The 16866-nt window shown below is 56.6% G+C and carries 15 protein-coding genes; 7 read left to right on the forward strand and 8 right to left on the reverse strand.

From position 1 onward, the window contains the following. Positions 1 to 70 precede the first annotated feature (70 nt). A complete protein-coding gene (locus ACR0KC_RS11840; protein ID WP_480706951.1) occupies positions 71 to 1339 on the reverse strand; it encodes an imelysin family protein in 1269 nt (422 codons plus the stop codon). A 231-nt stretch (positions 1340 to 1570) separates the two neighbouring features. Here ACR0KC_RS11840 and ACR0KC_RS11845 point away from each other — a divergent pair, with 231 nt between their 5' ends. After that, positions 1571 to 2110, forward strand: a complete 540-nt coding sequence (locus tag ACR0KC_RS11845) for a ZrgA family zinc uptake protein (protein ID WP_480771890.1) — start codon at positions 1571 to 1573, stop codon at positions 2108 to 2110. Positions 2111 to 2144: 34 nt separating this feature from the next. On the opposite strand, the gene ACR0KC_RS11850 is transcribed toward ACR0KC_RS11845, so the two are convergent. Continuing rightward, positions 2145 to 3464, reverse strand: coding sequence for a GH1 family beta-glucosidase (locus ACR0KC_RS11850; RefSeq protein ID WP_480706950.1), 1320 nt, complete (start codon positions 3462 to 3464; stop codon positions 2145 to 2147). Position 3465: 1 nt separating this feature from the next. Beyond that, positions 3466 to 4497 carry a substrate-binding domain-containing protein gene (locus ACR0KC_RS11855; protein WP_170402179.1) on the reverse strand — a complete coding sequence of 344 codons (1032 nt, stop codon included), beginning with the start codon at positions 4495 to 4497 and terminating at the stop codon, positions 3466 to 3468. Between the two features lie 214 nt (positions 4498 to 4711). Between ACR0KC_RS11855 and ACR0KC_RS11860 the strand changes: the two genes are divergently transcribed. From ACR0KC_RS11860 to ACR0KC_RS11880, 5 genes are all read left to right on the forward strand, one after another. Further along, the gene (locus ACR0KC_RS11860; protein ID WP_170512843.1) at positions 4712 to 6067 is read left to right on the forward strand and encodes an ABC transporter substrate-binding protein; all 1356 of its coding nucleotides are present in this window, start codon (positions 4712 to 4714) and stop codon (positions 6065 to 6067) included. A gap of 65 nt (positions 6068 to 6132) precedes the next feature. Beyond that, positions 6133 to 7140, forward strand: a complete 1008-nt coding sequence (locus tag ACR0KC_RS11865) for a carbohydrate ABC transporter permease (RefSeq protein ID WP_480771891.1) — start codon at positions 6133 to 6135, stop codon at positions 7138 to 7140. 12 nt (positions 7141 to 7152) lie between these two features. Beyond that, positions 7153 to 8301 (forward strand): carbohydrate ABC transporter permease, encoded by a 1149-nt coding sequence (locus tag ACR0KC_RS11870; RefSeq protein WP_170392558.1) that lies wholly within the window; start codon positions 7153 to 7155, stop codon positions 8299 to 8301. Positions 8302 to 8310: 9 nt separating this feature from the next. Continuing rightward, a complete protein-coding gene (locus ACR0KC_RS11875) occupies positions 8311 to 9966 on the forward strand; it encodes an alpha-glucosidase (protein WP_480771892.1) in 1656 nt (551 codons plus the stop codon). 3 nt (positions 9967 to 9969) lie between these two features. Beyond that, positions 9970 to 11052 (forward strand): ABC transporter ATP-binding protein, encoded by a 1083-nt coding sequence (locus tag ACR0KC_RS11880; RefSeq protein ID WP_480706948.1) that lies wholly within the window; start codon positions 9970 to 9972, stop codon positions 11050 to 11052. On the opposite strand, the gene ACR0KC_RS11885 is transcribed toward ACR0KC_RS11880, so the two are convergent. The 4 genes from ACR0KC_RS11885 to ACR0KC_RS11900 form a co-directional block, all read right to left on the reverse strand. Next, positions 11049 to 12170, reverse strand: a complete 1122-nt coding sequence (locus ACR0KC_RS11885) for an aminotransferase (RefSeq protein ID WP_480706989.1) — start codon at positions 12168 to 12170, stop codon at positions 11049 to 11051. The genes ACR0KC_RS11880 and ACR0KC_RS11885 overlap by 4 nt on opposite strands. Positions 12171 to 12277: 107 nt before the next feature. Beyond that, positions 12278 to 13384 carry a mandelate racemase/muconate lactonizing enzyme family protein gene (locus ACR0KC_RS11890; protein WP_480706947.1) on the reverse strand — a complete coding sequence of 369 codons (1107 nt, stop codon included), beginning with the start codon at positions 13382 to 13384 and terminating at the stop codon, positions 12278 to 12280. 25 nt (positions 13385 to 13409) lie between these two features. Then, positions 13410 to 13967 carry a dimethylsulfonioproprionate lyase family protein gene (locus ACR0KC_RS11895; RefSeq protein ID WP_480563556.1) on the reverse strand — a complete coding sequence of 186 codons (558 nt, stop codon included), beginning with the start codon at positions 13965 to 13967 and terminating at the stop codon, positions 13410 to 13412. Positions 13968 to 13984: 17 nt separating this feature from the next. Continuing rightward, complete coding sequence (locus ACR0KC_RS11900) at positions 13985 to 15067, reverse strand: alcohol dehydrogenase family protein (RefSeq protein ID WP_255611785.1); 1083 nt, start codon at positions 15065 to 15067, stop codon at positions 13985 to 13987. A gap of 132 nt (positions 15068 to 15199) precedes the next feature. Here ACR0KC_RS11900 and ACR0KC_RS11905 point away from each other — a divergent pair, with 132 nt between their 5' ends. After that, entirely contained in the window at positions 15200 to 16087 is an 888-nt protein-coding gene (locus ACR0KC_RS11905; protein ID WP_170392553.1) for a MurR/RpiR family transcriptional regulator, read from the forward strand. A 28-nt stretch (positions 16088 to 16115) separates the two neighbouring features. On the opposite strand, the gene ACR0KC_RS11910 is transcribed toward ACR0KC_RS11905, so the two are convergent. Next, entirely contained in the window at positions 16116 to 16856 is a 741-nt protein-coding gene (locus ACR0KC_RS11910; protein WP_480771893.1) for an SDR family oxidoreductase, read from the reverse strand. Positions 16857 to 16866 lie beyond the last annotated feature (10 nt).

Raw genomic sequence — 16866 nt, forward strand, 5'->3', positions numbered from 1 at the left:
CCAGTGCCAAGACGCCACACCCGGTGTTGAGAAAGGCCGAGAGCACTAAAAATGCGCCCGGCCATGATGCCTATTGGAATACCGCGTCAGGGTTATCCAAGCTGTCCGAGCCTTCGAAATCGATCTGGTCAAGCTCCAGCACGGTCACGATGCGTTCGATGGTCTTGGTCTGATCGACCAGTCCATTGACGCCACCCATAATCAGCGCTTCGCCACCTTCATTGCCGCGTTCCAGCATCTGGTCATACGCAAAACCCGCTTCGGCGGTTGATTTGATACGGCCTAGCGCCAGCATGGTGTTGGCCAGCTTGGCTTTCATCTCTGTATCAAGCGTCGGATCGGCTGCGGTCACCAGATCCGATAGGGATGCACCCGAAACAGGCGTGCCATCGATGCGGGTATAGCTGCCCAAATACACATTCTGGATGCCCAGGCCGTCATAGTAATGGCTGTTATGGGTGTTGTCCGAGAAGCAGTCCTGCTCTTCCTCGGGGTCGTTCAACATCAGGCCGAGGCGCATACGCTCACCCGCCTGCTCGCCGTAGGACAGCGAACCCATGCCGGTTAGGATCGCACTAACGCCAGCAGTTTCATTTGCGGCAAGAGCGGCACGTGCGTCACCATCTTCGGCCCACTGGGCAGTCATCCATTCCAGATCACTAATCAGCAGATCGGTTGCCGCTTTCAGATACTGGGCGCGGCGATCGCAGTTGCCACCTGTACAGCCGTCACCAACTAGATAATCGGTATAAGGACGACTTCCTGCGCCCGTGCCGTGGCCGTTCAGGTCCTGACCCCACAGCAGGAATTCGATGGCGTGATAGCCGGTGGCGACGTTCGCCTCGATCCCGTCAGCCTCATGCAGCGTATCCGACAGCAGGGCAGGGGTAATTTCGCTGGCGTCGATGGTCTCGCCAGACAGATCAAAGCTGGGGTTGGCGATGACGTTCAGCGCGGCAAACTCGTTCTCATCGCTGGGGCCGCCGTAGGAGGAATCCACATAGTCTATCATGCCCTCGTCCAGAGGCCATGCGTTCACCTTGCCTTCCCAATCGTCGACGATGGCGTTTCCAAAGCGATAAACCTCGGTCTGCTGATACGGCACGCGCGCGGCGACCCATGCGGCACGTGCGGTGTTCAGAGTGGCATCGGATGGGTCAGCGATCAGGGCGTTGACGGCAGCTTGCAGATTCTTTGCTGCAATCAGACTGTCGTCATATTTGGCTTCGGCGATGTTGGAATATGTGGTCAGAACATCGGCTTTGGACGGGGCCTCGGCGACAGCTGTACTTGCGATACACAAGGTCAGGGCACTGGCCGCGTTGAACAATCTGGTCATGTGGAACACTTTTCTTTCTTAGCGGGATTCGGACCCCGGCAGGCACAGCGGGGCTGGACGGGGCAATTTCTTAGTGAAATAGTCGGCAATGTCAACCTGAGTTTTATTGTCGGGTATTATTCCTATTTCTGACTAACCATATCTGGGGAGCCCGATGCACCCGGCGAACATTGCGCTGAGGCGCAATTGTATTAAAATGCCCTACGGTTTGTTTGGTTAATGGTGAACAGAATGAAACGCGCGGCCGTTGTTCTTGCGCTAATACCAGCCGCGCTGATGGCGCAGGCAGAGACCGCCATCGAAGCGCATACTCATGGCGCGGGTCATATGGCAATTTCATTCGTTGAAACCGGATTTAGCCTGACGCTTGAAGTGCCAGGCGTAGATATTGTTGGGTTCGAACACACTGCCGAGAACGAAGATGAGAGGGCGGATGTTGCCGTCGCAATCTCGGACCTTTCTAAACCGCTTGAGATCTTTGAGGTGCCGCCTGAAGCGGGGTGTGTGACTGCAACGGCCAATGTCGCGCTTGTTGGTGATGTCTTCGTTCAGGATGAGGGGCAAGTCAGCGATAATGCCGTGCATCACACCGAATTTCAGGCCGATTATCTGGTGCAGTGTCGGGAGCCGTCGTTAGTGAATTCAATTCAGTTCACCTATTTCGAACGGTTTGCGCGCGCCGAGCGCTTGTTTGTTGAACTGACGTCATCCTCGGCCACACAGAACCTTACGGTGGAACGCCAAACGCCACATTTGAAGGTGCCAAACTGAACCGGCGTGTGCCCGCAGTAGCAAAGCTTGACGGTCAACCAGACTGATCCCGAACCAATGCGGCCTGCAACGCGCGGTAGGAGTCCTTTGGCCTTCTTTCCAGCGTCTCGAAATCTACATCGACCAGCCCGAACCGTTTTTCATATCCCAGCGCCCACTCGTAATTGTCGAGAAGGGACCAGATGAAATATCCCTTGATCGGAACGCCGTGGTCCAGGGCCTTACACACTTCGGCAAGATGCTGGTTCAAGTAGTCAATTCTGTCAGCGTCGTTTTGACGTTCTGCGCTCGCCATGCCATTTTCGGTCACGTAGATAGGCAGGTTTCCAGTATACTCTTGCGCGGTCCGGATCAGGAAACGGGACAAGGCTGCCGGATCAATCTCCCACCCCATTTGCGTTTTTGGCAAGGGGCCAGGGACGTCGGTGAAGGAAGGCCAAGACGTATCTGCGCGCGTTATCAACTTGCGCGTATAGTAATTGAGCCCACACCAATCGACAGGTGCAGCTATCGTGTCGAAATCATCCTGCCACTTGTCCGGCAGATGCGGCTCCAATCCTTCCAGAACATTTTGAGGGTAGGATTTCTTGAAAGCGCCGCCCAGGAAAAAGCGGTTGTAAATCCCGTCGTAAAGCGCCGCCGCAGTCTGTGCCTCATCGCTGTCGTCAGCAGGTTCCGCCCATTCAAGGTTGAACACTGCGCCAAGGTTCGACATGCCCAATCCGCGCATAGTTTCGATTGCGCGGCCATGGGCCAGCAATACATGATGCATCGCGCGCGCGGTTGCCCGGATGTCGCGCAAGCCGGGGGCATGTTGGCCTTCGAAATGGCTCAGCCAGCTTACACACCAAGGCTCGTTGACAGGTGCGACGCTGAACATCCGATCGCCTATGCGGCCCATGATGATCTCGGTGAAGTCTGCAAACCAATTCGCGATATCCCGGTTTCGCCAACCGCCCAGATCGGCGAGCGGTGACGGGAGTTCCCAGTGATACAGCGTTGCGCAGGGTTTGATGCCGCGTTCAAGCAGCGCATCGGTCAGGCGATCATAGAAATCCAAGCCTTGCTGATTGATCGGTCCGCGCCCTTCGGGCAGCACGCGCGCCCAACTGGTTGAAAAACGGTAACAGTCGAAGCCTGCGCCCCGGATCAGATCCAGATCCTGTTCGAACCGGTTATAGTGATCGCAGGCCAAATCTCCGTTTTCCGCATTGGCGACGTTACCTGGAGTTGCGGCGAAACTGTCCCAATGGGTCTTGCCTGCGCCCCCATTGGCGTGTCCCTCGATCTGATAGGCCGACGTCGCCACGCCAAACTGAAAATCTGGCGGGAAATCTGCGCGTTTGTACTTCATATCACATCCTTTGTGGGGCTGGCCCCGTCGAGCTGCCGACGACAAGTTCAGCCTCCAGCAAGCGCGTTTTGGGTGGGTCATCCGGAGCGTTGATCCGCTCGATCAGCATTTCGGCAGCCACCTCGCCCGCGTGTCTGACCGACGAGCGCGTTGCGGTGAAAATTGGAACATCCATACCATTGCGCATGTATGACAACTCGTCATCATGAGCGATCACCGAGATATCGCGCCCCATTTTCAGGCCGCTTTCTTCCAGTGCGCGCCGGACTCCAACCGCAGAGATAATCGAAGAGGCCAAAATTGCTGTTGGCGGGTCGTCGAGCTTCAGCATGTCGCAGGCTGTCTGATGCCCATAAATCTCGGTCATCTCAGCGCTGCGCAGTAGGTTTGGATCAGGCGCGATCCCGGCTTCTTTGAGCGCCGACAGATAGCCGTTCCTCCGCCGACGAGCGAAATCCATTTCCTCGAGCCCGTTGATCAAGGCGATGCGCCGATGGCCCAGATCGATCAAAAACCGAGTAGCGCGTTCGAATGAACGCTGGTTGTTCACATCGATCCAATCATAGGGCTCTTTGGCGTAGGTCGACCGGCCATGAACAATGAAGGGCACGCCGAGGCGCGATAATACCGAGATGCGCGGCTCTCGTACCTTGGGGCCTTGCAGGACCACGCCGTCTACGACGCCCCGATTGAACAGGCTGCGATAGGATTCTTCAATTGATGTGTCCGGCGCGTGCGTGAACATCATGTCATAATTGTTCGCCGCATAGGTTTTGGCTGCGCCTGCCACAAAATCTCCGAAAATCGGATTGACCATTTCGTGCCGGGACGAGGTGGGAATCACATGGCCGATGACCATAGACCGCCCTGTCGCCAGCCCCTTGGCGCGGCTGTTGGGGCGGTAACCATGCTTGTTCGCAGCAGCCTGAACCCGGATGCGCGTCCCTTCGCTGACCTCCGGGTAACCGTTCAGCGCGCGGCTGACGGTTGTTTGTGAAAGGCCGAGGATCTCAGAGAGTTGCTTTAGGTTCATTTTACTCAAAGCGCCTTCAAATTGATGCCCATTTGTTTTGTTGTGAAAACCTAGCTCAGTCAACATGTTTCGAGAGAATGTCTTAGAATGGCAGTTTTTTAGGTGTTAGTAGGCGAGATATTGACAGGGTCTGAATGTTAGCGGATAAAGTACGGCATCCAAAGCGCTTTGAAAACGAATCTCGTTTGCGCCGAAAATATTGGGAGGAGAACTCATGAGACACGCACTTTATTCGGGTGCGGCGGCGATCGCTCTGCTGGCCGGGTCGGTACAAGCACAAGATTTGGTCTTCGCGCCGGGCGAGGGGCCGTTCAACTGGGACAGCTACAATGCCTGGGCCGAAAGCGCCCCGGATCTGAGCGGTCAGACGGTCACGATTTTTGGTCCGTGGCTGACCCCGGAAGACGGTTACTTCAACAACATGATTGCCTATTTCGAAGAGGCGACTGGCGCAGATGTGATCTATACCGGTTCCGACAGTTTCGAGCAGCAGATCGTTATCGATGCCGAGGCAGGATCAGCCCCCAATATCGCGGTCTTCCCGCAGCCAGGACTGGCGGCGATCATGGCATCCAAAGGGCAGCTGACACCGCTGGGTGAAGATATGGCGGCCTGGGTTGGTGACAATTATGCGGCTGGCGATTCCTGGGTTGATCTTGGCACTTACAAAGACGCCGACGGCAATGACCAGATGTATGGCTTCTTCTACAATGTGAACGTCAAGTCTCTGGTCTGGTATAACCCGGAAAACTTCGAGGATGCCGGATACGAAGTGCCGACGAGCATGGAAGAACTGAAGGCCCTGACCGAGCAGATCGTCGCCGATGGCGAAACCCCGTGGTGCATTGGCCTGGGATCGGGTGCCGCCACCGGTTGGCCCGCGACCGACTGGGTTGAAGACATGATGCTGCGGACTCAGCCGCCCGAGGTTTACGACCAGTGGGTGACAAACGAGATTCCGTTTGATGATCCGCGCGTTATCGCCGCAATCGAAGAGTTTGGCTGGTTCGCGCGTGATGACGCCAAGGTCTCGGGTGGGTCAGATGCTGTCGCCTCGACTGACTTCCGCGACAGCCCCAAAGGCATGTTCTCATCGCCGCCCCAGTGCTACATGCACCGTCAGGCGTCCTTTGTTCCGGCCTTCTTCCCCGAAGATGTCGAGTTCGGCCTGGATGCAGATTTCTTTTACATGCCATCTTTCGCAGACAAGGACTTGGGTAACCCGGTTCTGGGTGGCGGTACTCTGATGGCGGTAAGCAATCCATCGGATGCGACCAGCGCGTTCATGGAGTTCCTCAAGCAACCGATTGCACATGAAGTCATGATGGCACAAACCGGATTCCTGACCCCGCATAAGGGCGTGAACACCGAAGCCTATAAGGATGATACTCTGCGCGGTCTGGGTGACATTCTACTGGGCGCGACCACCTTCCGCTTCGACGGCTCGGACCTAATGCCGGGCGCCGTGGGTGCGGGTACGTTCTGGACCGGCATGGTCGACTATACTGGCGGTAAATCCGCCGAAGAAGTCACCGGCGAAATCCAGTCATCCTGGGACGCAATCAAGTAATCTGCTGAACCTTCGGGCAACCTTTCAATCAGGTTGCCCGAAACCCTAGCAAGGGAGAGGACGCCATGAATCCGGCAATTCAGGGCCTGCTGACAATCGTAATCGGTGTGTCGGGATGCGTGGGCTATTTCTACCTGTCCAACCAATTTCTGGATAAAGTCCTGTTCCCTGCGCGTGGACCGAACGCGGGTCGCAATATCAACCGCGCGAATATGATCCGGCCCTGGCTGTTTCTGCTTCCCGCGATCCTCGCCCTTGGGGTCTATCTTGCCTATCCGGTGTTTGAGACGCTGCGCCTGTCGCTGACTGATCGCGTAGCCGGAGGCGGATATGAATGGACGGGTTTTGACAACTATACCCAGATGGTAGCCGAGCCGAAATTCTGGGAGGCGATGCGCAACAACATGCTTTGGCTGATTGTTGTACCTGCCATGTCCACCGCATTTGGCCTGCTCGTGGCGCAGCTAACGGATCGCATCCGCTGGGGTAACGTCGCCAAGTCGCTGATCTTCATGCCGATGGCGATTTCTTTCGTTGGCGCCTCGGTAATCTGGAAATTGGTCTATGATGCGCGTCCGGCCGATCAGGATCAGATCGGCGTCCTGAACGCGATCTACATCTTCTTTGGTGGAACCGAAACACACACCTGGCTGACCCTGCCTTTCTGGAACAATTTCTTCCTGATGATCGTGCTGGTCTGGATACAAACCGGCTTTGCCATGGTCATTCTGTCCGCCGCGCTGCGCGGCATCCCGGAAGAAACCATCGAGGCCGCCATTCTGGACGGGGCCAATCCGTTCCAGATTTTCTTCAAGATCAAAGTGCCGCAGATCAAAACCACGATCATGGTGGTCTGGACCACCATCACCATCGTGGTCCTCAAGGTCTTTGACATCGTATTTGCGATGACCAACGGCCAGTGGGAGACGCAGGTTCTGGCCAATTACATGTACGACAAGATGTTCCGCGCCAATGACTGGGGCGTGGGATCGGCATCGGCCATGGTGATCATGTTGCTGGTGACGCCGATCCTGATCTGGAACGTGCGCAATGCGCGCAAAGAAATGCAGTAGGAGGACGGGGTTATGAGCGATATTGCAGGAACCCGCCCAGCCCTAAGATGGGTCGTTCACGCCTCGGTCGTGCTGCTTGTGGTGCTTTGGGTTTTCCCAACACTCGGTTTGTTGATCTCGTCATTCAGAACAGCGGACCAGATTTCCAGCAGCGGCTGGTGGCGGGCGCTCTTCCCGTCGGAACAAAACCTGACTCTGCGCGCGGCGGCACCTGAAACGCAAGTTTTGCAGGATGGTCTCTATGTGATCGAAGGTAATATCTTCGATGGTGATCGGGCCTCGGACATTTCGCGATGGGGTGTGAATTCCCGTGCGATTGATGCCTTTGCTCCGGGCGAAACGGCTGAGCTTCGTCGTGGCGGGACGATCACGGTTCAGGCCAACGGTGACTATCGGATGGAAAACGCAGAAGAGTTTTCGGGCAAGCGCGGCCCTCGCGTGTTTGTGACGACTACTCTGCCGCCTGAATTCACCTTGGAAAACTATGCCCATGTTCTGTTCAACGAAAGCAGTTCCGACAGTATGGGCAAGGCGTTCTTCAATACCCTGACGGTGACGATCCCGGCGACGATTATCCCGATTCTTGTCGCAGCATTTGCGGCTTACGCGCTGGCATGGATGGATTTCCCGGGGCGTGCCCTGCTGATCGCTGCGGTGGTTGGCCTATTGGTGGTGCCATTGCAGCTGGCGCTGATCCCGTTGCTGAAACTGCATCTCAATATCGGGATCGGCAAAGGATACCTGGGGGTCTGGATGGCCCATACCGGGTTCGGGATGCCATTGGCGATCTACCTATTGCGTAACTACATGGCCGGGCTGCCTCGTGACCTGATTGAGAACGCCCGGGTAGATGGCGCAACCGAGTTTCAGATTTTTACCAAGTTGATCCTGCCGCTTAGCTTTCCGGCACTGGCATCCTTTGCGATCTTCCAGTTCCTCTGGACATGGAACGATCTGCTGGTTGCCAAAGTCTTCCTGATCGATGCTAGCGGCCAGACAACGGTAATGACCAACCGTATCGTCGAACTGCTGGGTACGCGGGGCGGTAACTGGGAAATCTTGGCCACGGCGGCGTTTGTCTCAATCGCGGTGCCGTTGGCAGTCTTCTTTGCAATGCAGAAATATCTGGTTCGCGGCTTGCTGGCCGGTTCCGTAAAATAAGGGCGTGTGATGAACGTGCAGACCAACGCGACAGCATTCGAAAAAACCAAGTCGGCGTCAGATTGGTGGCGGGGCGGGGTGATCTATCAGATCTATCCGCGCAGCTTTCAGGACAGCAACGGTGACGGGATCGGAGACTTAAAGGGTATCACCCAGCGGTTAGGCTACATCGCCTCGCTGGGGGTTGATGCAATCTGGATTTCGCCGTTCTTCAAATCTCCGATGAAGGATTTCGGTTATGATGTCAGCGACTATCGCGATGTCGATCCGATGTTCGGCACCATGGGAGATTTCAAAGAGCTGCTGGATCAAGCCCATGCGCATGGGTTGAAGGTGATGATCGATCTGGTGCTATCCCACACCTCAGATCAGCATCCATGGTTCAACGAAAGCCGCGCCAGCCGCGAGAACCCGAAATCCGATTGGTATGTCTGGGCTGATCCCAAACCCGACGGGACACCTCCGAATAACTGGCTTTCGATCTTTGGCGGCTCGGCGTGGCAGTGGGATGCGCGGCGGTTGCAGTATTATCTGCACAACTTCCTGACCTCGCAGCCGGATTTGAACTTCCACTGCAAGGAAGTTCAGGATGCGTTGCTGGATGTGGCGCGCTTCTGGCTGGATATGGGGGTCGACGGGTTCCGTCTGGACACCATCAATTTCTATTTCCACGACGCCCAGCTACGTGACAATCCTGGCCTGCCGATGGATCAGAGGAACTCATCAATTGCGCCGATGGTGAACCCGTATAACCATCAGGATCACCTCTATTCCAAAAGTCAGCCCGAGAATATCGCCTTCCTGGAAAGGCTGCGCGCCCTGACTGACGAATACGAGGGCCGCGCCTGTCTGGGTGAGGTCGGCGACGCGCAGCGCGGGCTTGAGATTATGGGCGAATACACCAGCGGCGATAAACGGATGCACATGTGTTATGCTTTCGAGTTCCTCGAAAAGCGGGCTTTGACGGCAGCTTACGCAAAGCAGGTTTTTGACCAGCTTGAGGACAAGGCGGGTGATGCATGGCCATGCTGGGCCTTCTCAAACCACGACGTGCAACGCCATGCTTCGCGTTGGGGTTTGGACGATGCAGCTGTCCGGCAGCACGCCGTTCTCATGATGTGCCTGCGTGGCTCAGCCTGTCTTTATCAGGGTGAGGAACTGGGCCTGCCCGAGGCAGATGTTGCGTTCGAAGATTTGCAAGACCCCTATGGCATTGAATTCTGGCCTGAATTCAAAGGTCGCGATGGCTGCCGTACTCCGATGGTCTGGACCGCACAGGACGAACAATCCGGGTTCAGCACGAGCCGTCCCTGGTTGCCAGTCAGCGCTGCGCAGGCCGAGCGGGCGGTGGATCGGTTGGAGAAAGATCCAGCGTCGATGCTGCACCACTACCGCCATGCGATTGCATTGCGTCATGCGCACTCAGCGCTGATGTCCGGCGCGCAGACAGGGATGTCACAAATCGGTTCGGTATTGACCTTCACCCGAGAGGATGAAGCCGAGCAGGTCTTCTGCGCCTTCAATCTGGGTGACTGTCCGGTTGGCGTGACCCTGCCGGAAGGTGACTGGCAAGTGATCGGGGAGGAGTTGGGCGGCGTTCGCGGGGAAAGCAACGTGACGCTGGATGCCGCTCAATTCTGTCTATTGGCTCGGGAAAAGAGGTAAACCATGTCGGAACTCAAGCTTACGGATGTGGCCAAATCCTATGGTCCTGTCGATGTTCTGAAACATATCGATCTCGAGATCGAGCAAGGCGAACTGATTGTCTTTGTCGGTCCGTCAGGTTGCGGAAAATCCACTTTGCTGAGGATGATCGCGGGCCTTGAAAAGATCACTGGCGGTACGCTTGAGATCGAAGGGCAGGTGGTGAACGATGTGCCACCTGCGCAACGCGGCATCGCGATGGTGTTCCAGTCCTATGCGCTTTACCCGCATATGACGGTGCGCGAAAACATGGCCTTCGCGCTCAAGATCGCGAAGATGCCGAGCGCTGAGGTTGATGCCGCCGTGGAGCGCGCGGCCCAGATTCTACAGCTTGAACCCCTGCTGGATCGCCTGCCCAAGGCATTGTCTGGTGGACAACGCCAGCGCGTTGCCATCGGTCGTGCCATCGTGCGCGACCCCAAAGTATATTTGTTCGACGAGCCGCTTTCGAACCTCGACGCTGCCCTGCGCGTGGCGACGCGGATCGAGATTGCACGCCTGAAAGAGGCGATGCCCGACAGCACGATGATTTACGTCACCCACGATCAGGTCGAGGCGATGACACTCGCCAGCCGCATTGTGGTTTTGGCCAATAAGGGAGTTGCGCAGGTTGGCACGCCGCTGGAACTCTATGAGACGCCAGATAACGAGTTTGTCGCGCAGTTCATCGGCTCACCAGCAATGAACCTGCTGCCCGGGACTATTACCGCGACAGGAGAGACAACAACCGTCACGCTGGATGATGGCGGCGTGGCAATCTCATCGATCCCGACGGATGCCGCTGACGAAGGCAAAAAGGTCAATATCGGTGTCCGGCCTGAGGACTTAAACATCACTGATGGAACACCAATTTATTCCGGCTTGGTGGATTTCACCGAAGCTTTGGGTGAGGTCACGCTGCTTTACTTTGCAGTCCCGGATGGACGGGAAGCCATGATTGCAAAACTACCTGGTGTTCAGCGCAATCTGCGAGGAAAAACCGTCTCGGTCACGGCGGCACCCGAAAAGGTGCATCTGTTCCACAACGGCCAGTCGATGAGGCGCTAGTCGAGCTTCGCAAGGAAGGTAGAAACTTTTTCCAGCCCTTCGCGAATGATCGACGGAGTATTGGCGTAACCGATTCGAACACAGCCTTCGAGACCCAAGGCAGAGCCCGGCGTGAACATTACGCCGGTTTCCCGCAGCAGTTTCACACAGAACTCGCGCGAGGGCATGTCGACATCGTAATGCAAAAGTGCAGTTGTTCCTGCTTTGGGTTTGACCCAGCTGATTTTGGGCTCGCTTTCGACCCATTCTTCCAGCATGGCGAGGTTGCCGCGCGTAATGGCGTGGCTGCGCGCCAGAACCTTGTCGTGGTTTTCCAGCGCAAGCGCGGCGAAATGGTCGTCGATCATGCCGACCGAGATCGTGTCATAGTCCCGATGGATCGAAACCGCTTCGATCAGTTCTGGGTTGGCCGCAATCCAACCCAGTCGCAGCCCTGCCAGCGAAAACGCCTTGGACATGCCCGCGGTTGAAATGCCTTTCTCATAAAGATCTGCAACCGCATCCGTCATGCCCGAACCTTCTTGCCCGGTACCGCGATAGACTTCATCACACAGCAACCATGCTTCAGCGGAGCGTGCGATTTCGACGATCTCAAGCAGGAACGCGCGATCCATCACCGCACCGGTTGGGTTGTTGGGGTTGTTGATGGCAATCAGTTTGGTGCCCGGAGTTACGGCGGCGCGCAGCTCCTCAAGATCGGGCAAATAAGCGTTCTCGGCCCGTAAATGGATCTGCGTCACCTCCGCGCCGATGCTGGCCGGGATGGAATAGTGTTGCTGATAGGTGGGCACGACGGCCACCACCTTGTCGCCGCGCTTGACCAGCGTTTTGTGGACCAGCATGTTGGCACCGATCGTGCCATGGGTGACGATGACATTCTCACGCTTTTGCTGGTCATATAGGTTACAAATCGCATCGCGCAGCCGGTCCGAGCCCCGGATCGCGCCATAGGTCATCTTCATCCCAAGCAATTCAGACAGATCATCCGAGTTTTTGCCGGAAAGCTTCAAAAGCTCGGCGATACTCAGGCTCTCGACGCAAGTCTCTGCAAGGTTATAGGCGCAGCGGGTTTCCCATTCATCCATCCAAATTTCGACGCCAAAGGGTTCGATCTTCATCGCGATATCCTGTTCGACTAAGCCATCGCGCATCGTTCCCATGGCGAAGCGGCAAGGTCAACCTCGGCAGATGACCGTCATCGAACTTGCACAAGAGGCGTGTATCGTTACCGGTAGATCGCCACAGGATCACCCAACGCATCTTCATCTGGGTGAACGCCAAGGCCGGGTGTTTCGGGAAGATGCAGGTGGCCGTCCACGTTTCTCGGCCCACGCCCACCGGCGATATCGACGGTGATCATGTCCTGACAGGCCCAGACAGCATGACAATTCGCATCCGGAATTGTCGCCGCCAGATGCAGCGCTTCGGTATCCGCCAGCACAGAACCACCGGTTGCCATTACAAACATGTCAATCCCATGCGCCAGCGCGACATCGCGCATTCGGGCCGCTTTGGTAAGCCCGCCGACCCGATTGAGCTTGATGCCGAATATTTCGGCAATGCCATCGCGGGCTATGCGCGTCGCGTCCTGAAGGGTAACAAGGCTTTCATCAACCGAAACAGGCGAAGCATGTTTGCCTGAGATCGCGGCAATGTCATCCAGTGTTTCGCAAGGCTGTTCGATCATGACATTGAGGTCTTCGACCGCACTCATCACGCGTAATGCTTGCTGCCGCGACCAGCCGCGATTGACGTCATAGAGGACGATGTCTTCGGGATTGCGCAGGCTTTCCATGTCACGGATTCGGGCGATATCACGGGCCACATCGCCGCCGATTTTGACGGAATGGGCGATATAGCCGCGCTGCCGGTATCGTTCGATGACGGCGCGGGTTTCTTCGATTGTCTTGGCTCCTACGGAGGATGCGATTGGGCGCGGCGTACGCGACCCTCCCCCCATCAGATCAGCAATCGGAAGACCAGCAACCTGACCGGCTATGTCCCAGCACGCCATGTCAATCGGGCTTTTGGCGTAGAAATGTCCGGGTAGGGCCTGATCCATCGCGCGTTCAACATCCAGAACTCGCCGCGGGTCGAGGCCAAGAACAAACGGTGCCATCGTCTCGATCCCGGCCCGTATGCCGGGGCCGTGGGCGGGTACATAGGTATGCCCCCAAGGCGTGCCTTCGCCCCAACCAACAAGCCCTTTGTCGGTTTCAATCTTGACCAGCGTCGCATCCAGCTCCTCAAACTTCAATCGCCCGCCTGACAGCCAGTATGGATGCTCCAATGGCAGGTCGATTTGAAAGACAGAAATCCCGGTAATTTTCATTTTGGTTTCACCTCGACGCAGTATGTCATGCGGCATCCATCCGAGGCAGTTCATCCATTCCATCGCCCCGCCACAAGACAAAGGTCAGGATTGAATGATCGCTTGTCGTCATGGCGTGGCTTTGCCAACTTTCATGCTGGCGGGTCTGGCCCGGTCCGACAAGCTGTGCATTCCCTTCAACCTTAAAACAGGCTTTTCCAGCGAGCGTCAGGTATAGCTCTTCAGCCTGATGGCTGTGCCAGTCATACTGCAGACCTGCGCCCCAATAGGCGACATAACCGCGTAGTTGGGTCGAATGGAAATGCCCGCTGGGTCCGAACAGTTCGTAATACCCGTATCGAGACAAGAAATCCGCACCGACTTCGGATTCGGAATAGGTCAGTTTCCAGTGCGCTTGCTCAGCAGTTGCTGCAATAGCCGTAACCAATGCCTGTGTTTCGGGCGTACCGTTCAGACCAAATTTGCTGACAAGCCGGGTTGCCGGAATCTGTGCGGGCTGTAAGTCCGTTCTGGATAAATCTGTTGGCCAACCCCCAAAACCCGCCAAATCCGGGTGGTTCTGATGCAATCGCCTGGCGGCCATTAAAACATCATCCAACGTCATGGGATCACCACGATGTTTCCGGTGTGTTTCTTCGCGATGAAGGCGGTTTGTGCCTCATGCAATTGGCTTAGAGGGTAGGTTGCGGCCAGGGCCGGTTTTACTTCGCCCGCTTCGATATAACGTACAAGATTTTGCATTACTTCGGGGTCGATGACGGTCGAGCCTGTAAAGGTCAGATCGCGCAAGTAGAACGTCCGCAAATCGAACTCGACCATAGGGCCCGCGATGGCGCCCGAGCAGGTATAGCGTCCGCCGCGTTCAAGAATGCTGATAAGCTGCGGCCAGTATGACCCGCCCACCACGTCGGCAACGACCGTGATCTTTTCGTCTCCCAACGATTTGCGCAAATCATCGGGGGCGCGGGACAGGATGACATCTGGACCCAACAGGGCCACGTCGTCGTGCTTAGCCTCCGACGCCATCGCGATGACCCGCGCATTTCGGCGCTTGGCCAGTTGAACCAGAGCGCCACCGACGCCGCCAGATGCGCCCGGAACAAGAACAGTGTCAGCCGCGGTGACCTTGGCGCGGGTCAGCATGCCTTCGGCGGTTGAGTAGGAACAGGAGAAGGTTGCCAGCTCAGCATCCGAAAGTGTTGATTGGATGGCTATCGCATTGACAGCCGGGATCGTTGTGTATTCGGCAAAGCCGCCATCTCGCTCTGATCCGAAGTAGCCGGTTTTGTCCTTGTTTACCGGATCGGTCGGATCGCGCAACCAGCAATCGGTTATCACACGCTCGCCCAAGCGGTTTGGATCCACGCCGTCTCCAACTCCAACGATCTGCCCACAGACATCCGCCCCTTGAATGCGCGGAAAGGCCAGTGGCGCTCCGCCCCAGGTTGGGTCATCAGTGCCGACCTCTTCAAACGCGCCACCGGTGGTCGCATCGCTGACGGTTTTAGAATACCAGCCGGACCTAGTGTTTACGTCGGTATTGTTCAGGCCACAGGCACCGACCTTGATCAGAACTTCGCCCGGTTTGGGAGTAGGACACGGCCAGTTTTCGTGCCAGACCATCTGATCAAGATCACCGTGCCCCATGGTGACCATCGCCTTCATTGTCTCGGATTGGGCCATGCGGCAAACTCCGTCGATGCATTTACGGTGACCTCAATCAAGCGCGGGAGTGAACTGAAAGACATCGGTCCGCCCCCCCCTGAGTCGATTTGGTCTCGACACCGTATGCAAACAAAAATACCATCGTCAATCATGAATGGGACAGATGTATCAAATTTAGTTTTGGAACGGCTGGCGGAAGAACTGTCTCAGTTGACACCCGAGGCACGCAAGGCTGCGACCTATGTGCTTGAGAACCCGCGCGACGTGGGCGTATCGACTGTACGCGAAATTGCTGAAGCCGCCAATGTGAAACCCAATACCATTGTCCGAATGGCGCGGCAGGTGGGGTTCGAAGGCTACGAAGATTTCCGGGTTCCCTTCCGCGAGGCGATCCGGCGCGGGCAGGCCGATTTCCCGGAACGCGCGCGTTGGCTGCAGGATATTCGTAAGTCCGGCAATATGGGCGGGCTTTATGCGGATATGGTTCAGGACGCCCTGCGCAATGTCGAGGAGACGTTTGCCAATATCTCGTCCGAACAGCTGAAAGCCGCCGCTGAAGATATCTGGAATTCGCGTAACGTGTTCGTGCTGGGCGTTGGCGTGAACAATTCGAATGCGCGAAACTTTGTTTATCTGGCCTCGACGGGCATGGTGCAGTTTCATGCTATCCCGCGCGCTGGATCAAATCCGATTGACGATCTGGCATGGGCGGACAAACGCGATGTGCTAATTGCGATGACCTGCAAACCTTATCGGAATGAAGTGGTCGAGGCGGTGCAAGTTGCCCGAGAGCAGGGCATGACGGTGGTCGGTCTTTCTGACAGCCCAGCCAGCCCTGTTCTGCGCAATGCACAACACGGGTTCGTCATCTCGGCGGATACGCCGCAATTCTTCCCGTCATCAGTAAGTACTATCGCATTGCTCGAAACGCTTTTGTCCTTCGTCATTGCAGTGGCCAGCGACGAGATTGTCGAAAGAGTGGCGACCTTTCACAAGCGTCGCCATCAGCTAGGCCTATATCACGCGGAAGAGCCCTGATTGGATCAGGCCAATCCGCATTGGCCATTCAGCCACGCACTAGGTGACCACCATCCACATCCAGCACAGCGCCCGTGAGATAGCCATTTGTCATTGCCACTATCACAGCTTGGGCGATGTCCTCTGCCTCACCAATGCGTCCGACGGGCAGGCTGTTACCAACCTGAGCGAACATGGCCTCGCGAGCCTCATTCGACATTGCCGCGTAAGCCTCGGTCGCAACCATTCCAGGGCTGATGCAGTTCACACGCGCACGGTTTGATAGCTCCAATGCCAACCCCTTGGACAGGGCTTCGAGCGCCGCGTTCACGGCCCCAAGACCCGTTGCACCGGCAGAGGGTCGGCGGCTGAGGACGCCAGAAAAGAAGGTGATGGAGCCGCCTTCAGTCAAGACAGGCAAGACTTCACGCGCCGCCACATAGGGCCCGATAAATTTAGCCTCGAACATCGCGCGCAGGTCAGTGGTTGGCAATTCGGCGAAGGCCCCACGCGCTGCGCTTGAGGCAGAGATGACCAGATGATCTACTTTTTCAAGGCCGCTGGCCCAGGACTTCATGCCAGTTTCGTTGGTGGTATCGACCGGTGCGATCTGAACTCCGCCTCCGATGTCTGCCGCTGCTGCCTCCAGCTTGGCGAGACTCCGGCTGGCGATGGTAACTTTCGCACCGAGCGCCACCGCCAGCTTTGCGGTGGCCTTACCCATGCCGCTGCTGCCGCCAATGATAACAACGTGTTTGCCGATGAGGGCCGTTTCGAAAACCGAGTTCATTGCTTTGGTT

This window comes from Ruegeria sp. CF3 (assembly GCF_056537365.1).

Bases quoted from the DNA above. Each gene is read 5' to 3' on its own strand.
- ACR0KC_RS11840 (WP_480706951.1), bottom strand. From the start codon at position 1,339: ATGACCAGATTGTTCAACGCGGCCAGTGCCCTGACCTTGTGTATCGCA.
- ACR0KC_RS11845 (WP_480771890.1), top strand. From the start codon at position 1,571: ATGAAACGCGCGGCCGTTGTTCTTGCGCTAATACCAGCCGCGCTGATG.
- ACR0KC_RS11850 (WP_480706950.1), bottom strand. From the start codon at position 3,464: ATGAAGTACAAACGCGCAGATTTCCCGCCAGATTTTCAGTTTGGCGTG.
- ACR0KC_RS11855 (WP_170402179.1), bottom strand. From the start codon at position 4,497: ATGAACCTAAAGCAACTCTCTGAGATCCTCGGCCTTTCACAAACAACC.
- ACR0KC_RS11860 (WP_170512843.1), top strand. From the start codon at position 4,712: ATGAGACACGCACTTTATTCGGGTGCGGCGGCGATCGCTCTGCTGGCC.
- ACR0KC_RS11865 (WP_480771891.1), top strand. From the start codon at position 6,133: ATGAATCCGGCAATTCAGGGCCTGCTGACAATCGTAATCGGTGTGTCG.
- ACR0KC_RS11870 (WP_170392558.1), top strand. From the start codon at position 7,153: ATGAGCGATATTGCAGGAACCCGCCCAGCCCTAAGATGGGTCGTTCAC.
- ACR0KC_RS11875 (WP_480771892.1), top strand. From the start codon at position 8,311: ATGAACGTGCAGACCAACGCGACAGCATTCGAAAAAACCAAGTCGGCG.
- ACR0KC_RS11880 (WP_480706948.1), top strand. From the start codon at position 9,970: ATGTCGGAACTCAAGCTTACGGATGTGGCCAAATCCTATGGTCCTGTC.
- ACR0KC_RS11885 (WP_480706989.1), bottom strand. From the start codon at position 12,170: ATGAAGATCGAACCCTTTGGCGTCGAAATTTGGATGGATGAATGGGAA.
- ACR0KC_RS11890 (WP_480706947.1), bottom strand. From the start codon at position 13,384: ATGAAAATTACCGGGATTTCTGTCTTTCAAATCGACCTGCCATTGGAG.
- ACR0KC_RS11895 (WP_480563556.1), bottom strand. From the start codon at position 13,967: ATGGCCGCCAGGCGATTGCATCAGAACCACCCGGATTTGGCGGGTTTT.
- ACR0KC_RS11900 (WP_255611785.1), bottom strand. From the start codon at position 15,067: ATGGCCCAATCCGAGACAATGAAGGCGATGGTCACCATGGGGCACGGT.
- ACR0KC_RS11905 (WP_170392553.1), top strand. From the start codon at position 15,200: ATGAATGGGACAGATGTATCAAATTTAGTTTTGGAACGGCTGGCGGAA.
- ACR0KC_RS11910 (WP_480771893.1), bottom strand. From the start codon at position 16,856: ATGAACTCGGTTTTCGAAACGGCCCTCATCGGCAAACACGTTGTTATC.